The organism is Desulfovibrio sp. 6_1_46AFAA, assembly GCF_000224635.1.
GTDB classification, from domain to species: domain Bacteria; phylum Desulfobacterota; class Desulfovibrionia; order Desulfovibrionales; family Desulfovibrionaceae; genus Desulfovibrio; species Desulfovibrio fairfieldensis.
Window position 1 is genome coordinate 168,214 of the sequence record NZ_JH114305.1, and the last position, 16,186, is coordinate 184,399.

Below are 16,186 nucleotides of genomic sequence, written 5' to 3' on the forward strand. Positions count from 1 at the left end.
CTAATGCCCGGTAATGCCGTATTTTTTCAGTTTGTACTGGAGAAGGCTTTTGGAAATGCCCAGATACTCCGCCGCTTTGACCTGCACCAGATCGGCACGCACCAGGGCCCGGCGTATCAGCGCGGCCTCGATTTTTTCCAGGGTGTCGGCCAAATCCAGCTGTACGGGCAGCAGGTCCACGGCGCTCTTGAACTGGGATTCCTCGTCGCGGATTTCCGCAGGCAGGTTGTCCACCTCAATGATCGCGCCCGGCACCAGCACCAGGCAGCTCTCCACCACGTTTTCCAGCTGGCGGATGTTGCCCGGCCATTCGTAGCCGGTCAGGTAATTGAGGGCCTCGGTGCTGAAGGTCTTGGAGGGCATGTTGTTGTCCGCCACGACCTTTTCCACGAAATGGGCCACCAGCAGGGGGATGTCCTCCCGCCGCTCGCGCAGGGGCGGCAGGGGAACCTGGACCACGTTCAGCCGGTAATAGAGATCGTCGCGGAAGGTGCCCTTCTCCACCATGGCCGCCAGATCCTTGTTGGTGGCCGCCACCACGCGGATGTCCACCTCGATCTCCTCGCCGCCGCCCACACGCTCGAACTTCCGTTCCTGCAGAACGCGCAGCAACTTGACCTGCAGGTCAGGCGTCAGCTCGGCGATTTCGTCCAGAAAAAGCGTGCCGCCGTCGGCCTGCTCAAAACGGCCCCGGCGCATGGCCACCGCGCCGGTGAAAGACCCCTTTTCATGGCCGAAAAGCTCGCTCTCGAGCACGCCGGGGTTCAGGGCCATGCAGTTCACGGACACAAAGGGCTTGTCCTTGCGCGGGCTGGTATAATGGATGGCCCGGGCCACCAGTTCCTTGCCCGTGCCTGATTCGCCGGTGATCAGCACCGTGGAGCGGCTGGGCGCGGCGCGGTCCACCATGACCAGCACATCGCGGATGGCCCGGCTGCGGCCCACGATCTTATGCACGCCGTAGCGCTCTTCCATGACTTCCTGCAGAAGGCGATACCGGCGGTGGGCGCGCGCGAGCTCCGCGGCATTGTGGATGGAGAGCAGCAGCTCGTCATTGGAAAAAGGCTTGGTTATGTAGTCAAAGGCCCCGTATTTCATGACCTCCACCGCGCTTTCGATGGAGCCGAAGGCCGTCATGATCAGCACCGGAATATACGGCCAGGACTTCTTGACCCGTTGCAGCACCTCCCTGCCGGTGACCTTGGGCATTTTCATGTCCGTCACCACCACGTCCACCTCGCTTTCGCTCAGAAACGCCAGCGCGGTTTCCGGGTCGCTGATGGCCGTGACCGTGTATCCCTCGTCCTCCAGCAGGGTCTGAAGAACCAGAAGGTAATTTTTTTCGTCGTCCAGGACCAGAATATGCGATTTTTCACTCATCTTGAACCTCAGGCGCTTCAATATCGGCGGCGGGCAGCAGCACCCGTACCAGCGCCCCGCCCTCGGGGCCGTTCTCAAGCTCGATCTGGCCGCCGTGACTGGTTATGATCGACTGGACGATGGGCAGGCCGAGGCCCGTGCCGCCGTCCTTGGTAGTAAAGAAAGGATCCAGCAGACTGGACAGAACAGCGGGATCAAAACCCGGCCCGGAATCCAAAAATTCCAGGCGCACGCGGCCAGGCCCGCTTTCCTGCGCCGGATGTTCCAACGCGCCGCGAATACGCACGATGCCCGGCCCGTCCATGGCCTGCTGGCCGTTGATCAGGATATTGTAAAAGGCCCGGTACAGCAAATCCTTGTCCCCGTGCACAAACAGACCGGCTTCGGTTTCACGCTCCACGGCCACGCCGTGGCGGCCCAATTCCCCTTCCAGAAAAGCCATCACCTGGTCCAGCACCAGATTCACATCCACCAGATCCTGGCGGGGCTGGCGCGGCCGGGCGTAGTCCAGAAAATCATTGACCGTCTGGGAAAGGCGTACGGATTCGTCATAAATGGCTCCCAGAATGCGCGCCGTGCCCGAATCGGCCTTGTCCGTGCGGCGCTGAAGCAGTTCGGCGCTGGAACGGATGATGCCCAGGGGATTGCGGATCTCGTGCGCGATGCTGGCGATGACCCGCCCCATGCCCGCGAGCTTTTCATTGCTGTGCAGCTCGTTTTCCAGCAGGCGGTTCCTGTGCATGCGCTCGGCCAGCACCCGCTCGGCGCGGTGGATGAGCATGAGCAGCAGCCCGAACAGGACCACCGAGGACAAAAGGCACATCACCACAATGATGCCCTGAAAGGCCAGCACCTGCTCATAGTCGCCGGTGATGTCCTGGGTCAGCTCCAACGCGCCCATGACCGGCGCGTCCTCGCCCGGCCGCAACGGCTCGCCGCGCAGGGGATAGAGCACGCGCAACACAAAAGTGCCCTCGCGCAGCGGCACCCGGAAAGGAGCCTGCCAGGCCGGGATGCTGGAAATAATCTCCGACTTGGGAGCCGCGCCGTGCAGCACGTCGTCCAGGTTGGGCGGAGACAGGCCCGCCCGGCCCACATCCTCCTTCTTGGTGGAATAGGCCACCAGGCGCGAAAAATCATAGATGCGCAGCCGCTCCACCGGCAGGCCCTGGATCACGGACTGTACCACCCGGTCCAGATGCTCATACTGGGTGGGCTGGCGCAGGGCGATACGCCCGCTGGCCAGAATGGTGGGCAGGGCGAAACGCCGGAAAATCTGGCTGTTGAGGTTTTCCACCAGCAGGCGCGCGAAATCCTCCTGACGGGTCAGCAGGGTTTCGCGCGCCGAATTGGAAATGAAGAACGAAAGTCCCAGGCTGGTCAGCAGAATGACCACCAGCGACAGCCAGGACAGGGTGCGGGCATAACTCAGCGGCAGTGCGCTTTCAGCAGGCGCGGCCTGTTTCCGGCATTCACAGGTTTCCGGCGAGACATGGTTTGATTCGCTCATGCGCGCCCGTCCTTACAGCGTGTTGCGCCGGGGACTTCCGCGTGACGCCGGGCAAAGTCCGGCTGCGGAAATCTCGTGGGCGTTGTTACGCTTTGCTTTATGCCGCCGGAACATTTCACCGCAATGGATATTTTCATGGACGCGGTTCTAAAAGCTCTCTTTGCGCTGCGGTGCGGCCAGATAGGCGGCCAGATCCGCCTCTTCCTGCGGATAGCCCCCCGCGCCCAGACGGGCGTTGGCCAGGCGCTTGCCCAGTTCCACGGCTGGTTGGTCCAGAGGATTGATGCCCATGAGCCAGCCGGTGAACAGGGTGGCCGCCTCCAACAGCATCATCAGCGCCCCGGCGGCACGCGGCCCGGTGTCGCTCATTTCGATATGCACCAGGGGCACGCCGCTCTTGCACAGGGCCATGCGCGTGCCCAGAGCCTCGGCCTCCAGCAGGCTGCCGAAGGGCTTGGCGCGCAGCCAGGCCCACTGCTCGGGCACGTCCATGCCGAAATTGCGGCCCTGGGCCTGGTTGCGGCTGGTCAGGAAAATGCAGCCCTTGTCGCGCGGGCCATCCAGGAACATCTGATTGATCGAGTGCTGGTCCGTCACGCCGGTGGCGGGCACGGGCATAACGCCCTTGCCGTCCTTGCCCAGGCTTTCGGCCCAGAGCTGGCCGAACCAGGGACCGTAGGCGGCCCACTGCGGGATGTAGCAAAAGAAAATCAACTGGCTGTAGCCGTGGTCTTCCAGAGCCTTGGCCCAGCAGGCCAGGGCAAAGGAAGGGTGCCGCGCGATGCTTTCGGGCTGCTCCACCAGAGGACAGGCAACTTCGGCCGCCCCGTCCAGCAGGGCTTGCCAGTCGATGCCCAGAAAAGCGGCGGGCAGCAGGCCCACGGCGGACAGGGCGGAATAGCGCCCGCCCAGATAATCCGGTACTTCCAGAGCCGTGAGGCCGTAACGCGCGGCTTCCTCACGCAGGTAGCCCTTGCGCTCGTCGGTGACCACGATCATCTGCTCCTGCCAGCATTCCCCAAGGGCGGCCTTGAGCCAGTCGCGCACCAGAAAATACTGGGCCAGGGTCTCAATGGTGCCCCCGGATTTGCTGATGCAGACCACCACGGTTTCCGAGGGACTGAGTTTGGCGAGCAGGGCTTCGAACTGTTCCGCGCAGACATTATCCGCGATCCAAAGCCAGGGGCCCTTGTGACCGGGGCCGTCCTGGCCCGGCGCGAAAGCCCGCTGCATGGCGCGCGCGCCCAGCGCCGAACCGCCGATGCCCAGCACCAGCATATGCTTGTAGGCCTTGAGGCGCGGGATCAGCGGCGCCATTTCCACTTCCAGCTTGGCGCGGTAGGGCATGGTCAGAAAAGGCAGCTCACCCGCTGCCGTTTCACGGGCCAAACGTTGCGCAAGCTCCGCGCTCCGGGCCTCGCAGCCCGCCGCATCGCTTTCGGACAGACGGGCAGTATACGCTCTGGACCACTCAAGACTATGAGGCATGACGCACCTCCCGCGTTTTGAATTTGGGCTGGATATCCTGCAACAGAAGCATGTCCGCCTGCTGTTAAAAAAGCCGCAAAGCCTTCGGCGCGAAAAAACGGCGGCGCACGGCCTTATAGGTTTGCGGCCGCACACCGAAACGGCAGTGCCAGAGCGGGCAGCTTCCGCGCGCCGGGCAGGCCCGCACCTCGCGCCGATTGCCCGCGCAGTTCATGCACTGCCGCCGCACGGCGCGCAAGGCAGCCCGCGCAACATCGCCCGCCTCGACAGCCTCCGGCGCCACAGGCGATTCGCCGGGCAGGGCCGCCATGCGCCAGGCCCACAAAGGGCACTGGTCATCAGGACAGGAACGCACCGATCTGGACGATGCCCCCTGGCATTCCAGGCAGAACTGCCGAATGGCCGCTATGGCGCCGCTTCTGGCCATGCTTACTCAGCCGCCGCCCCGCAGCATTTCTTGTACTTTTTGCCGCTGCCGCAGGGACAGGGGTCATTACGGCCCACCTTTGGATCGGGCCGCCGGTAGGCTGTGGGACGCAGGGCCACGCCGTCCACATAATAAATTTTATCGTCCTTGCGCCGGAAAAAACTTTTCTCGCCCAATTGCCGGGGAATGCCGTCCAGCTCATAAAAGGCGCGGAACTCCACGATATCGTAAAGCTCGCCGTTTTCGCCCACAGGCGCGTCATCCTCGCACCGGCCCATTTCCAGACGCAGCCAGCGCACGTCCTTGCCCTGCTCCGCCAGTTTTTCCGCGGAGAGTCCTTCCCGGAAATCAGGATGCGTGCTCTCCACCAGCCAGTCATAACGCCCCAGGGCATAGGCCGAATAGCGGGAACGCATCAGGGCTTCGGCGCTGGACGGCCAGGCCGCGCCGTCAAGACAGGGGCCGCAGCATTCCGCGAGAGACAGTCCGCTGCCGCAGGGACAGAGTTGGGACATGAAAAAAGCCGCCTTTCTTTATCCACAGCCCGGAATGGGCCGCACCGATCTCTTACAGCATAGCCTATGGCCTGACGGGCGGCAAGAGCGGGCCGGGGGGATGGCCTCAGGCGCGCGCGTCCTTTTCAGGCACCGGGGCGGCGGGAGGAACGGGATCAGCGGCGGGCCGCAGGCAGACCAGGCCACCGAGGAGCACGGGTGCCTCCTCCAGCAGGATCAGTTCCAGAACGCCCTTGTGCAGTTTTTCCGCACGGGCTTCGCCCAGGGGCCGCCCGTCAGCGTCCAGAACCATACGCAGGTCGCCTGGGCGGGGCGCTTTTGGCCCTGAGGCCAGGCACCAGATACGGCAGGGGGGGCTGTTCCGGCTGACGCGAAAAATCTCGCTGCAGCCCAGTTCCGTCAAAAGGCGCAGATAGCGGCGGCCCAGCAGATAGGTGCCCACGCCGCAGACAATCCCGAGGGCGCCGGACCAGGCAGCCAGAATAAAGGGATTCCAATCGGCGATCCGGCGGATGTAGGAAGGCGAACCCGCCCGCCGGGCAGCTTCGTCGGCCCAGACCACCAGAACAAAAGGTTGCTCGGCCTGGCCCGCGGCCCCTTTGAAGGACACGCGCAGCTCATAACTGCCCGGCTCGGCCTGGGGTTCGGCCTGTACCCCGCCGCGCCACATGCCGTTGCCGAACCAGTAACCGGTGAAAAAGCCTTCCAGATTGAAATGCAGGGGGGCGTTTTCGGGCTTGAAACGTATCAGCACATCACTGTCGAGCGGATTTTTGAGCGCTGACGGACCGGAAAGCGAGATGGCCTCGCCGGGCAGGAGGTCCACCTGATTGGAACCGGTGCGCATTTCCGCCAGCAGGCCGTCCATAAGCCCCAGCAGGGCCACGGCCAGCAGAAAGGCGCTGATCTTGCCCACAAGACGCTGGCGGCGGCGGGCCTGGCGGCAAGCCTGCCAGAGAGGTGTGTTGAGCTGTGAAAGCATATCTCTCCTTATAAGGGCAAGCGGCGGCGGGGACAAGCAAAAAGCGCGCGGAAGCCGCGCGCTTTCAGACTGATGGCAAACTCCGCTTCGCGTGGTTTGCGCCACCAACGGCGGCTTCGCCGCCGGGTGGAAAGACACGAAAATCAGTCGCTTAACGGCGCGGCAAAGCCGCGACCTGCTCCTGATTTTCGGGGCTGCCGACTTTGTCGGCAGCCTCAACGCGCGTGGAAGCCGCGCGCTTTCAATCCATCCCGGACTGCCGTGTCGTTCAGCGGGCCAGCAGGCATGTGCCCCCAGCCTCCTCCAGCACATGCCAGCGCACCAGTTGGCGGCCCTTGCGGGGCAGCTCGATCAGGCTCTCATGCTCCGCCGGAAAACGCCGCCGGATCAGGCGCGTCAGATAAAAGGCCCCGGTCCAGACCGGCACGGTGATGCCGAAAAACCAGCAGCAGAACACCGCTTCCGACGGCCATGACGACCACTGGGAGGCCCGGTACATGGACAGGAACACCGCTCCCAGCATGAGCAGGTTGGCCATAACGCGAATCAGCCCGACATACAGGGATTGTTTGTAGCTGTTCATGGCATTTCTCCGGCCTGCGCCGCCCCGTGGAGCGGGGCTTGCGCCCCGCTCCCGGTTCTACGGCGGATTTACTTCTTGAAGATGTTGGTCTTGCTCACGTTCATGATGCGGATGGCCTGGCCCTTGTCGGCATTGCGGTAGGCAATGCGCATTTCGTCGCCTGCCGTCCAGACATAGGGGGGCAGATCCAGCGCGGGCGCGGGCACCTTGAAGGTGATCAGAGCCTGCAGGCGCTTGGAGTACACGGTGACGGTCTGCTTTTCCTTGTCCACGACGGGGAAGGTCTTGCCCGCCACCTTGGGATGCTTGGCGCTGATGTTCTTCTCCACGTCCGTGAATTGCACGGGCAGTTCCTTGATGCTCTTGGAATCCGGGTCATACAGCAGCAGAGCGGACTTCTCCAGTTCGATCATCAGGCGGCCGCCCACAGTGGGGGCCGGGCCCATGTCGCGGGCTTCGGCGGGCAGCTTGAAGGTATGCACATCGCCGCTGTAATGGGGCGCGGACTGATCGTGAGTCACGTCCACCACGATGGTCAGGGTTTTCGCGGCCGGGTCGAAGGCCACACAACGGCCCTGTTCCACGCCGCCGTCAAAGTCGCAGGCCGCGAGAGCAAAGGAGAGGGCCAGGACCAGCGTAAGCAGCAAACTACGTATTTTCATGGCTTGTCTCCTTCTAGTTGCCGGCGGCTTGTTGCTTCTTGGCCGCCAGTTCCGCCTTGGCGCCCTGGACCATCCGGATGGTGATGTAAATGGAGATGGCGCTCACGAAGCCCAGTACTTCCACAGTAGCCAAGGGTCCGAGGATCCAGCCGTACACGGGGAACTGAGCCTGGAGCAGCTTGAGCACGACGGACATCAGGCAGCCGAGCACGGCCAGACCGAACACGATGCGGATGCCGTAGCCCTTGACGTACTTGGTGGCGACAGTGCCGATCTGGGCGCCGATGGCCGCGCCGCAGAGCATGATGATGGCGGCCAGCAGTTCGACGCGGCCCTTATACGCATAGGACGCCGTGCCGTACAGGCCGGAGATGGCCACTTCGAAAAGGTCCGTGCCCACGGCCAGATGGGTCGGGCAGCCGATCAGATACACCAGAGCGGGCATGCGGATCAGACCGCCGCCGATGCCCAGGATACCGGCCAGCCAGCCGGTGAACAGGCTGACGATGATAGGCAGCCACGCCGAGCAGGTGATGTTGGCATGCTTGAAGTGCACGACAGGAGGAACCTTGAAGGCCTGGAGCTTGGTGGCCCAGTCCAGACCCACGGCGGTCTTGTCCAGTTCCTGCTTGTGAGCCTTGGCTTCGCGCTCCTTCCTGCGGCGCAGGGCCACGTCATGGAAGACCAGCCAGGCCAGCAGAACAAGCAGCACCACGTACAGCCAGCGGACGACCTTGTCCACCGAGCCGATACGTTCAAGCCACATGACCATCTGGGCACCGATTTCAACGCCCACGACGGTACCGACCAGCATGGTCAGGCCCAGCGCGTAGTCCACGTTGCCGAACTTGCCGTGCCGCATGGTGGAAATCAGAGATTTACCGGCCATCTGCGCCACGTCGGTGCCGATGGCGAAGGCCATGGGGAAGCCGAGAATATTCAGACCGGGGGTCACCATCCAGGCGCCGCCCAGACCGAAGAAGCCGCCGATGACGCCGACGCCCAAACCAAGAATGACCAGACCGGGCCAGAAAATACTCACGCCGGAAATGGGCATCAAAATATACAGCCAATCCATATCTGCCTCCTTTCCGGGCTACTTTTCAGCCAGTTCGCGGTGTTTGAGGTCGATGCCGATGCGCGACATGACGACGTCGGCGAGAAGGCCGAGGATACAACCGAGAATCGGAATGATGATCATGGTCAGAATAGCGAAGAAGAAGTGGCTTTCATTATACATCTCCGCCCACCAGTACAGAAGGCCGTCCAGTTTGCGGGTGTCGGCCACGATGACCACGTCGGCCTTTTTCTTGGCCGCCAGAGCCAATGATGGCATAAGTACGGGCAGCATCAGCGCGCAGCCCATAATCCAGGTCCAAAGCCTGCGCATTTTCTTCATGACATCCTCCACATTGTTTGGTTCCCATCAGGCGGCACGGCCGCCGCATCAAACTACCTGTCAGCGCAATTGTGAAAATATTAGCAATGCCCGTGCCATTGCGTGATTTATGGTGTTTTTTTCGCGCTATACGGGCAAAATCCATTGAGGCCCTTGTCAAAAGAGCTGTTTTTTTCTATGCTCCGTCCAGGGATTGCGCTATTTTTGCGCAAATAGGGAGGAGTATGCGCGTTTTTGGCTCCGTCACCGGTGGAAGCTCCGTGGAAACCGCCCTTTTTTTTGCGAATCGCAGCCTCGCCGGCCGCATGCTGATGCTGGGGCTGCCCTTGCTGGCCCTGGTCCTGGCGCTTATCTTTTTCGCCACCGGGCGCAGCATCGAAAACATCGTCAATCGTGCAATAACGCGCAACGCGCGACTTCAGGCCCAGGCAATGAGCCTTGCGCTGGAGCAGACCCTGGTGGAAACGCGCAACCAGTTGCTGATCCTGGCCGCCGGCTCCATGGACCGGCAGGAGATGGTGCGCCGCCTCAAATTCCGCTCCCGGGCCGACGGCCTGCGCTATCGCGAAGTGGCCTTCATGGGCCTGACGCCGGAAAACCGCTATCTTCTCCTCAATTACGGCGGCGAAATCATTGCCGTGCCCCCTCACGTGGCTCTGGACGCCCCGGCGGGCCCCTTCCACAACATCAGTCCCGGCCAGAAACCCGGCAACGTCAACGTGGGCCAGCCGCTGGAAGTAACCTATTCCATGGTGCCCATCGACAAGTCGCTGCAAAGCCTGGCGTTTTATGTGCTGCGTTTTTCCACGCCCATTTACGACGCGGCGGGCAATTTTCAGGGCATTCTGATTCTTTCGCTGGATCTCAAGGCCCTGCGCGACACCATGTCGCTGTTTTCCTCGCCCGACGCACCCATCAACGGCGGCGAGGAAACCCGCGTGCGCAGCCTCTTTTTCGACCGGGACGGCTGGATGCTCTTCCAGTCCGAAAGCCTGGACGCGGATTCCGGCGAAAGCCTCTTGAGCTCCGACGCGGTACGGGCCGGTTTTCGCGGAGATTTCGGCCGCCCCGGCTTCAGCCCGGCCTTCCGGCCCGGCCCCGAGCATATCAACTACTGGACCATGGTAGCCGAGGTGCAGGCCGGCCGGTCCGGCCAGCTTTCCCTCTCGGGCACCGGACCGGTCTGGAATACCGGCCAGAATCGAGTGGAGGGCGTAAGCTACGCGCCGGTGACCTTCATGTCCGGACCGGAAGGGCCGCGTGTGGTGGTCGGCGGCCTCGGCATGCTGGACAGCAGCTTTACCTCCACGCGCACGGGCATGCAGTTGTTGAGCATTTATTCCCTGTGTTTTCTGGGCGGCACGCTGCTGTTGGGCCTGAGCCTCTGGTGGCTGGCCCACAGCACCGGCAAGAGCCTGAACAGGCTTTCCGGCGAACTGCGCAGCCGCAACGAGCACGACAGCGCCGACGCGCTCAATCTTCCCCCCATGCCGCTGGAACTGGAAAGAATCAAACGGAATGTGAACATTCTGCTCGCCAGGCTGCGCCGGGCCAAGGCCGACCAGATCTCCCAGGCGGCGGAACAGAACGCCCAACAGCAGCGGGAACCGGTGGAGGACCTACCCGATCCGGCGGATTTGCCGGTCCGCGGCCTGGTGGGCACCTCCCTGCCCATGCAGACCCTCTACGGCCAGATCCAGAAGGCCTCCCAAGTTCTGGCCGACGTGCTGATCGTGGGCGAGACGGGCACCGGCAAGGAACTGGTTTCCGAATCCATTCACCGCTTGAGCGACCGCGCCGACGGGCCTTTCATCACCATCAACTGCGGCGCGCTGGACGAGGCCCTGCTCATGGACACCCTGTTCGGGCACGTCAAGGGCGCGTTTACCGAAGCCAAGCAGGCGCGCAAGGGGGCTTTTCTGGCCGCCGAGGGCGGCACCCTGATGCTGGACGAGGTGGGCAACGCCGCGCCCAAAGTGCAGCAGGCCCTGCTCCGCGCCCTCTCCACCCGGCGCATCCGCCCCCTGGGTGCGGACCACGACGTGCCCTTCGACACCCGGATCATCGCCGCCACCAACGCCGAACTGCGCGGGGACGGGCAGGACGGCTCCTTCCGCGACGACCTTTACTACCGCCTGGCCGTCATCACCATCCAGACCCCGCCTCTGCGCCGGCGCAAGGAGGACATCCCGGCCCTGATGGTCCACTTCATGGCTGAAGCCGTCGCCACCCGCGAACAGGGCATGCCCCGGACCATTCCCAAAATCAGCCGGGGCGCGCTGGAAAAGATCATGCGCCATCACTGGCCCGGCAATGTGCGCGAACTGAAAAACACCCTGACCCGGGCCTTGACCTTTTGCGACGAGGACCTGATTCTGGCGGAAAACATCCAGCTTGATCCCGGCGTCCAGTACGAGGCCCGGCATGGAGCCGATCCGGCCGCCTCCGCCGGGGAACAGCCCGGCGACACCGCGCCGGAGAGAACACGGGACGGAGAACGGGACAAAACCCGGGACGCGACAGCCCGCCCCGCTCCGAATCAGGACAAGGTCACGGCCGGGCCGCCTGTCGCGCCGGACCCGGAACAGCTCAACCACCGCCAGCGGGAACTGCTGCCGCGCCTGGCGGCTCTGGGCAGCGTGAGCCGCCAGGAATACCAGAACCTGGCCGGGGAAGGCATTTCCATGCGCACGGCGCAGTATGATTTGCAACAGATGGTGCGGCTCGGCCTGATGCGCAAGGAAGGGCGCGGCCCGGCCCAGCGTTATGTGATCGTGCAGCCCGGCGGATACGTTCCGGCTGACAAAGGACGCTCCTGATGAACGCCGTACAGAGCCTGAAAAAACTCCTGGGCCTCAAGCCGCGCATCAGCCGCGAGCAGGCCATGGCCGCCTTTACCCGCCGTTACGCCTCCTTCAAGGAATTGCTGCAGGCCAATGCCGATCTGGCGGGCATCATGGCCTCCCTGAACGCGGCCCAGCGCGGCGAGCGCAGCCTGGAAACCAGCCAGGTGCGCAAGGAGGCCCGGCGGGCCATAGTTCAGAGCGAGCGCATGGCGACCTGCCTCAACGACATTTCCAATCAGCGCCACCAGGATCTCAATACGGCCGTGGAGGCCCTGGGCGCCCGCATTGAGCACGAGCTGGAACAGCATACGCGCGGCGACGTGACCTCCCTGACCCTGCCGCTCAGCGAGGTGGACGCCAGCATGGCCTACAGCGTGGGCGGCAAAAACGCCAACCTGGGCGAATTGCGCAACATGCTGGACATGCCCGTGCCGCGCGGCTTCGCCATCACCATCCAGGCGGGCATTTTGCTGCTGCTGCAAAGCAGCGGGCTGTTCAAAAACATTCATCTCACGCTCCGCGCCGTGGACCCTGACGACCCGGCCAGCATCCGCGAAGCCTCGGCCAGGGTGGAACAGCTCATTGTGGACGCGCCCGTTCCCGACGAGGTGGGCGGAGCCCTGCTCCGCGCCTGGGATGAATCTTTCGGCGAGGGCGACGCGGTGGCGGCCCTGCGTTCCAGCGCCATTGCCGAGGACGGCGTGCAGTCCTTCGCCGGGCAGTACCGCAGCATCCTGGGCGTCACCCGCCAAACCCTGTTGCCTTCCTTCAAAAAAGTGGTGGCAAGCCTCTTTTCGCCGCGCGCCATGACCTACCGGGCCAGCCACGGCTATACCCTGGAAGCCTCGGGCATGGGCTTGTGCTGCCTGGAAATGGTCCGGGCCAAGGCCGCCGGTGTGGCCTTTTCCCGCCATCCCGTGGATCTGCGCTCCAACTGCGTGCTGATCAACGGCCTCTGGGGCCTGGGCGAGATGGTAGTGGACGGTTCGGGCACGCCCGACCAGTGGCTGGTTTCGCGGGCTACCCGCAAGATCACGCGTGAAACCATCGCCCACAAGGAGGCGCGGCTGGTTCTGGTGCGCCGGGGCGAGACCGTGGAAAGCGAGGTGGTGGACGTGCCCGAGGCACTGCGCGACGTGCCCTGTCTCAGCCGCGAGCAGGTGGAGCGGCTGGCCGCCATGGCCCTGGAACTGGAGCGCCACTACCAGTATCCCCAGGATCTGGAATGGGCCGTGGACGAGGACGACCAGATCATTCTGCTCCAGACCCGGCCCATGGGCCTGGACAGCACGGCGGCGGAAAGCGCGGCCCCGGCCCTGAAGCACATGCGGCCGCTGCTCTCCGGCGCGGACGTGGCGGCCAAGGGCGTGGGCTGCGGCCCGGTGGTGCCGGTACAGCCGGACGAGGATCTGACCCATTTTCCCGAAGGCGCGGTCATGCTTATGCAGCACTCCTCGCCCAACGCCATGACCGCCATGCAGCGGGCTGCGGCCATCATTGCCGAAACCGGCAGCCTCACCGGGCACATGGCCTCCATCTGCCGCGAGTTCGGGGTGCCCACATTGATGAATCTGGCCGGAGCCACCAACCAGCTCACGCCGGGGCAGGTGGTGACCGTGGACGCTCTTTCGGGCCGGGTTTTCGACGGCGAAGTTCCGGAATTGCTGGCCCTGCGCCTGAGTCGCCGCCAGCCCAGGGCCGATACGCCCGCCCTGGTGCTGTTGCGGCGGGTGGCTCCCTACATTCTGCCCCTGCATCTGGTGGACCCGCAGTCGGCATTGTTCAGCCCGGCCAACTGCACCTCCCTGCACGACGTCATGCGCTACGCGCACGAACTGAGCTATTCGGAAATGTTTCTGCTGTCCGACTGCCTGTCCGAAAACTGCGCGGGCGGCGCGGCCAGCCGTCTGGTATGTTCCGTGCCGCTGGATCTCTACATCATCGACCTGGGCGGCGGCCTGAAAAATCCCGAAGCAGCCACGGCCACCCCCGAGGAGGTCACCAGCGTGCCCTTCCGGCACGTTCTGGGCGGCATGCTCAATCCGGCCGTGCAGGCCAAGGGTCCCCGCCCGGTGAACATGAGCGGCTTTCTCTCGGTCATGGGCCAGGCCATGATCGGCGGCAACCAGCACGGCGGCGAGCGTTTCGGCGACCGCAGCTACGCCATTGTTTCCGACCGCTACCTCAACTTTTCCTCGCGCGTGGGCTATCACTACGCCATTCTGGACACATGGTGCGGCGACACCTTGAGCAAAAACTACATCCGCTTTGAATTCGCGGGCGGCGCGGCGGGCAATGAGCAGCGCGCCCGGCGGGTGCGCTGCATCGGGCTGATCCTCACGGAACTCGGCTTTACCGTCGTGGTCACGGGTGATAGGATACGCGCGCGCTACCAGAAATATCCCAAACTTGAACTGTGCTCGCGCCTGGATCAGTTGGGACGTCTTCTGATCATGACTCGCCAGATGGACATGCTCATGGTCAATGACGAAGCTGTCCAGGCATATGCCGCCAAGTTTCTCAACGGCGAGTATCATTAGCGTATTTCAACTTTGAAATGCTCTAACGCCGAACACGGTGAGGCGCGCCGCGAAGACCGACCCGACGGGCGACCCGTAGGGCCGTGCCTGTAGCCCAAAGGCATACAGGCATCGAGAGCAACGCGGCGTGGATTCCGGCGAAGCAACCAAAGGCAGCCCGAAGGGCTGTCCCCGTTTGGCGACAACGGGGCCATACGGGGATCGACAGCAGCGATAACCGCGCTTTTTGACGGAATGAACCCTTTGAAACGCAAAGCGTTTCAAAGGTAATCCGCTCTGAGAGCGGATTTTGCCGGAGCAGATTCCTTTGAAAATTGACATTCTCAAAGGTTGTGCGGCAGTTGCCTGCGCGCGACGTTCCATGGGTGCGCGGGCTTCCGCGACGGCGCGCGTCCGTTGTGGGCAACGCCCAAGATAAACGAGGCCCTCATGCCCCCCTTCAGTGGACCGCAAGAACAGCCCAAGCGTTGGGACAAACCTTCCGAACCGCCGCAAAAACTCTTAAGCCGCGACTTTATCCTGCTCTTCTGCATGGCTATGTGCAGCAACAGCTACATCGCCGTGTTCTACTGCTTCGAGCAATGGCTGGAAGGTCTCAGCATCACCCCCAACTGGCGCGGCGTGCTGCTTTCCTCCCTCTTCGCCATGGTCCTGCTCTGCCGTCCCCTGGCAAGCGTGCTGCTGCTCAAGCGCGGCAAGCTGCTGCCCATGCTGCTGTCCATCATCGTTTCCAGCTGCGTCCTGCTGGCCTATCCCTACGTTCAGGGAGAGCATGTCATCGGCGTCATCTGGCTGCTGCGCACCATCCAGGGCATTGCCCTGGCCGTATATTCCAGCTGCACGGTGGCCGTGCTGGTCAGCTGCATCCCCACGGGCCAGAGCGCCAGGGGCTTTGCCCTGTTCTCCCTGACCATGCTGCTGCCCTATTCGATCATTCCGGCCCTGTCCGAGCGTATCCTGCCCATTCTGGGCGGCGAACCGCATCTCTTCGCCTTCACCGCCGTGCTTGGCCTGCCCGCCCTGGCCATGCTGATTCCCCTGGCCCCGCGCCTGCGGACGCCGGAAATGCCCGCCCAGGGCGCGGGCAGCCTTTCAGGCCGGGCTCTCTGGCAGGCCGTGAGCCATTCAGGCCTGTTTTTCATCTACATGGCCTGTCTGACCTTCAGCATCATGACCGTGCTGGCCATCTTCTTCATGAAGGGACTCTGCTCGGTCACCGGCGCGCAACCGGCCTGGTTTTTCTCCATTTACACGGTGACCATCATTCTGGTCCGGCTGTTCGGCAGCCACCGCCTGGATACCTTGCCCCGCTACCGCGTGACCACGCTCTGCTGCGCGGTGCTGGCCTGCTGCATGCTGGGCCTGGCCTGGGGGCCGCTTTGGGCCTTCATTCCCCTCACCTGCGTCTACGGCTTGGGCCTGGGCCTGCTCTACCCCCTGCTGGCCGCCGCCGTGTACGACCGCTCCACACCCACCACCCGCTCCATCAATTCCAATGTAATGATGGCGACCTTTGACGCCAGCGGCATGCTGGGCCCGTTGCTGGGCGGCATGGTCATCCACGCGGGCTACGGGTATCGCGGCGTGTTCACCGCCACCGCCGTCACCATCTCGCTCTGCGGCTGCTGCATGCTGATAGACAGAATGCGCATGATCTGGCGGGACAACGCAAATCAGCGCCCCCCCCTCTAGAACAGCTCGCCAAGCGAGGTATTCCCATGGTATATTAGAAAAAAACGGTCTGCTTTGCAGGCTCGCGCTCCTGGAGCGGATTGCCATTGAAATGCCTCGCTTTTCAATGGATTCAACCGTGCAATCAGATCAGCCACAGCGTAAGACGAAAAGGCGTTCATC

13 protein-coding genes are annotated in these 16,186 nt (G+C 63.3%); 3 read left to right on the forward strand and 10 right to left on the reverse strand.

Features of this window, described 5'->3' with window-relative positions; translation table 11 throughout:
- The 10 genes from HMPREF1022_RS15585 to HMPREF1022_RS15630 all read right to left on the reverse strand — a co-directional run bounded on the left by HMPREF1022_RS15585 (window position 1) and on the right by HMPREF1022_RS15630 (window position 8,946).
- Window positions 1–1,380, reverse strand: a complete 1,380-nt coding sequence (locus tag HMPREF1022_RS15585) for a sigma-54-dependent transcriptional regulator (protein WP_008686166.1) — start codon at window positions 1,378–1,380, stop codon at window positions 1–3.
- Entirely contained in the window at window positions 1,373–2,890 is a 1,518-nt protein-coding gene (locus HMPREF1022_RS15590; protein ID WP_008686167.1) for a two-component system sensor histidine kinase NtrB, read from the reverse strand. The genes HMPREF1022_RS15585 and HMPREF1022_RS15590 overlap by 8 nt, the downstream gene beginning before the upstream one ends.
- A gap of 147 nt (window positions 2,891–3,037) precedes the next feature.
- Window positions 3,038–4,378 (reverse strand): hypothetical protein, encoded by a 1,341-nt coding sequence (locus tag HMPREF1022_RS15595; protein ID WP_009303908.1) that lies wholly within the window; start codon window positions 4,376–4,378, stop codon window positions 3,038–3,040.
- A gap of 64 nt (window positions 4,379–4,442) precedes the next feature.
- Complete coding sequence (locus HMPREF1022_RS15600; RefSeq protein ID WP_008686169.1) at window positions 4,443–4,805, reverse strand: hypothetical protein; 363 nt, start codon at window positions 4,803–4,805, stop codon at window positions 4,443–4,445.
- A gap of 2 nt (window positions 4,806–4,807) precedes the next feature.
- The gene (locus HMPREF1022_RS15605; RefSeq protein WP_008686170.1) at window positions 4,808–5,320 is read right to left on the reverse strand and encodes a YchJ family protein; all 513 of its coding nucleotides are present in this window, start codon (window positions 5,318–5,320) and stop codon (window positions 4,808–4,810) included.
- 106 nt (window positions 5,321–5,426) lie between these two features.
- The gene (locus HMPREF1022_RS15610; protein WP_009303909.1) at window positions 5,427–6,302 is read right to left on the reverse strand and encodes a hypothetical protein; all 876 of its coding nucleotides are present in this window, start codon (window positions 6,300–6,302) and stop codon (window positions 5,427–5,429) included.
- Between the two features lie 268 nt (window positions 6,303–6,570).
- The gene (locus HMPREF1022_RS15615) at window positions 6,571–6,885 is read right to left on the reverse strand and encodes a hypothetical protein (RefSeq protein WP_009303910.1); all 315 of its coding nucleotides are present in this window, start codon (window positions 6,883–6,885) and stop codon (window positions 6,571–6,573) included.
- Window positions 6,886–6,953: 68 nt separating this feature from the next.
- Complete coding sequence (locus HMPREF1022_RS15620) at window positions 6,954–7,547, reverse strand: DUF4881 domain-containing protein (protein WP_009303911.1); 594 nt, start codon at window positions 7,545–7,547, stop codon at window positions 6,954–6,956.
- Between the two features lie 13 nt (window positions 7,548–7,560).
- Window positions 7,561–8,625 (reverse strand): sulfite exporter TauE/SafE family protein, encoded by a 1,065-nt coding sequence (locus HMPREF1022_RS15625; protein WP_008686174.1) that lies wholly within the window; start codon window positions 8,623–8,625, stop codon window positions 7,561–7,563.
- Window positions 8,626–8,643: 18 nt separating this feature from the next.
- Window positions 8,644–8,946, reverse strand: a complete 303-nt coding sequence (locus HMPREF1022_RS15630; RefSeq protein WP_008686175.1) for a DVU0150 family protein — start codon at window positions 8,944–8,946, stop codon at window positions 8,644–8,646.
- A 224-nt stretch (window positions 8,947–9,170) separates the two neighbouring features.
- Here HMPREF1022_RS15630 and HMPREF1022_RS15635 point away from each other — a divergent pair, with 224 nt between their 5' ends.
- The 3 genes from HMPREF1022_RS15635 (at window position 9,171) to HMPREF1022_RS15645 (ending at window position 16,024) form a co-directional block, all read left to right on the forward strand.
- Window positions 9,171–11,765, forward strand: coding sequence for a sigma 54-interacting transcriptional regulator (locus HMPREF1022_RS15635; protein WP_009303912.1), 2,595 nt, complete (start codon window positions 9,171–9,173; stop codon window positions 11,763–11,765).
- On the forward strand, window positions 11,765–14,332 hold the full coding sequence (locus HMPREF1022_RS15640) for a PEP/pyruvate-binding domain-containing protein (RefSeq protein WP_008686177.1): 2,568 nt from the start codon (window positions 11,765–11,767) through the stop codon (window positions 14,330–14,332). The genes HMPREF1022_RS15635 and HMPREF1022_RS15640 overlap by 1 nt, the downstream gene beginning before the upstream one ends.
- Window positions 14,333–14,761: 429 nt before the next feature.
- Window positions 14,762–16,024 carry an MFS transporter gene (locus HMPREF1022_RS15645; RefSeq protein WP_009303913.1) on the forward strand — a complete coding sequence of 421 codons (1,263 nt, stop codon included), beginning with the start codon at window positions 14,762–14,764 and terminating at the stop codon, window positions 16,022–16,024.
- Window positions 16,025–16,186: the final 162 nt, after the last annotated feature.

Excerpts from the sequence above, each read along its gene's own strand:
- HMPREF1022_RS15585 (WP_008686166.1), bottom strand. The coding sequence starts at position 1,380 with ATGAGTGAAAAATCGCATATTCTGGTCCTGGACGACGAAAAAAATTAC.
- HMPREF1022_RS15590 (WP_008686167.1), bottom strand. The coding sequence starts at position 2,890 with ATGAGCGAATCAAACCATGTCTCGCCGGAAACCTGTGAATGCCGGAAA.
- HMPREF1022_RS15595 (WP_009303908.1), bottom strand. The coding sequence starts at position 4,378 with ATGCCTCATAGTCTTGAGTGGTCCAGAGCGTATACTGCCCGTCTGTCC.
- HMPREF1022_RS15600 (WP_008686169.1), bottom strand. The coding sequence starts at position 4,805 with ATGGCCAGAAGCGGCGCCATAGCGGCCATTCGGCAGTTCTGCCTGGAA.
- HMPREF1022_RS15605 (WP_008686170.1), bottom strand. The coding sequence starts at position 5,320 with ATGTCCCAACTCTGTCCCTGCGGCAGCGGACTGTCTCTCGCGGAATGC.
- HMPREF1022_RS15610 (WP_009303909.1), bottom strand. The coding sequence starts at position 6,302 with ATGCTTTCACAGCTCAACACACCTCTCTGGCAGGCTTGCCGCCAGGCC.
- HMPREF1022_RS15615 (WP_009303910.1), bottom strand. The coding sequence starts at position 6,885 with ATGAACAGCTACAAACAATCCCTGTATGTCGGGCTGATTCGCGTTATG.
- HMPREF1022_RS15620 (WP_009303911.1), bottom strand. The coding sequence starts at position 7,547 with ATGAAAATACGTAGTTTGCTGCTTACGCTGGTCCTGGCCCTCTCCTTT.
- HMPREF1022_RS15625 (WP_008686174.1), bottom strand. The coding sequence starts at position 8,625 with ATGGATTGGCTGTATATTTTGATGCCCATTTCCGGCGTGAGTATTTTC.
- HMPREF1022_RS15630 (WP_008686175.1), bottom strand. The coding sequence starts at position 8,946 with ATGAAGAAAATGCGCAGGCTTTGGACCTGGATTATGGGCTGCGCGCTG.
- HMPREF1022_RS15635 (WP_009303912.1), top strand. The coding sequence starts at position 9,171 with ATGCGCGTTTTTGGCTCCGTCACCGGTGGAAGCTCCGTGGAAACCGCC.
- HMPREF1022_RS15640 (WP_008686177.1), top strand. The coding sequence starts at position 11,765 with ATGAACGCCGTACAGAGCCTGAAAAAACTCCTGGGCCTCAAGCCGCGC.
- HMPREF1022_RS15645 (WP_009303913.1), top strand. The coding sequence starts at position 14,762 with ATGCCCCCCTTCAGTGGACCGCAAGAACAGCCCAAGCGTTGGGACAAA.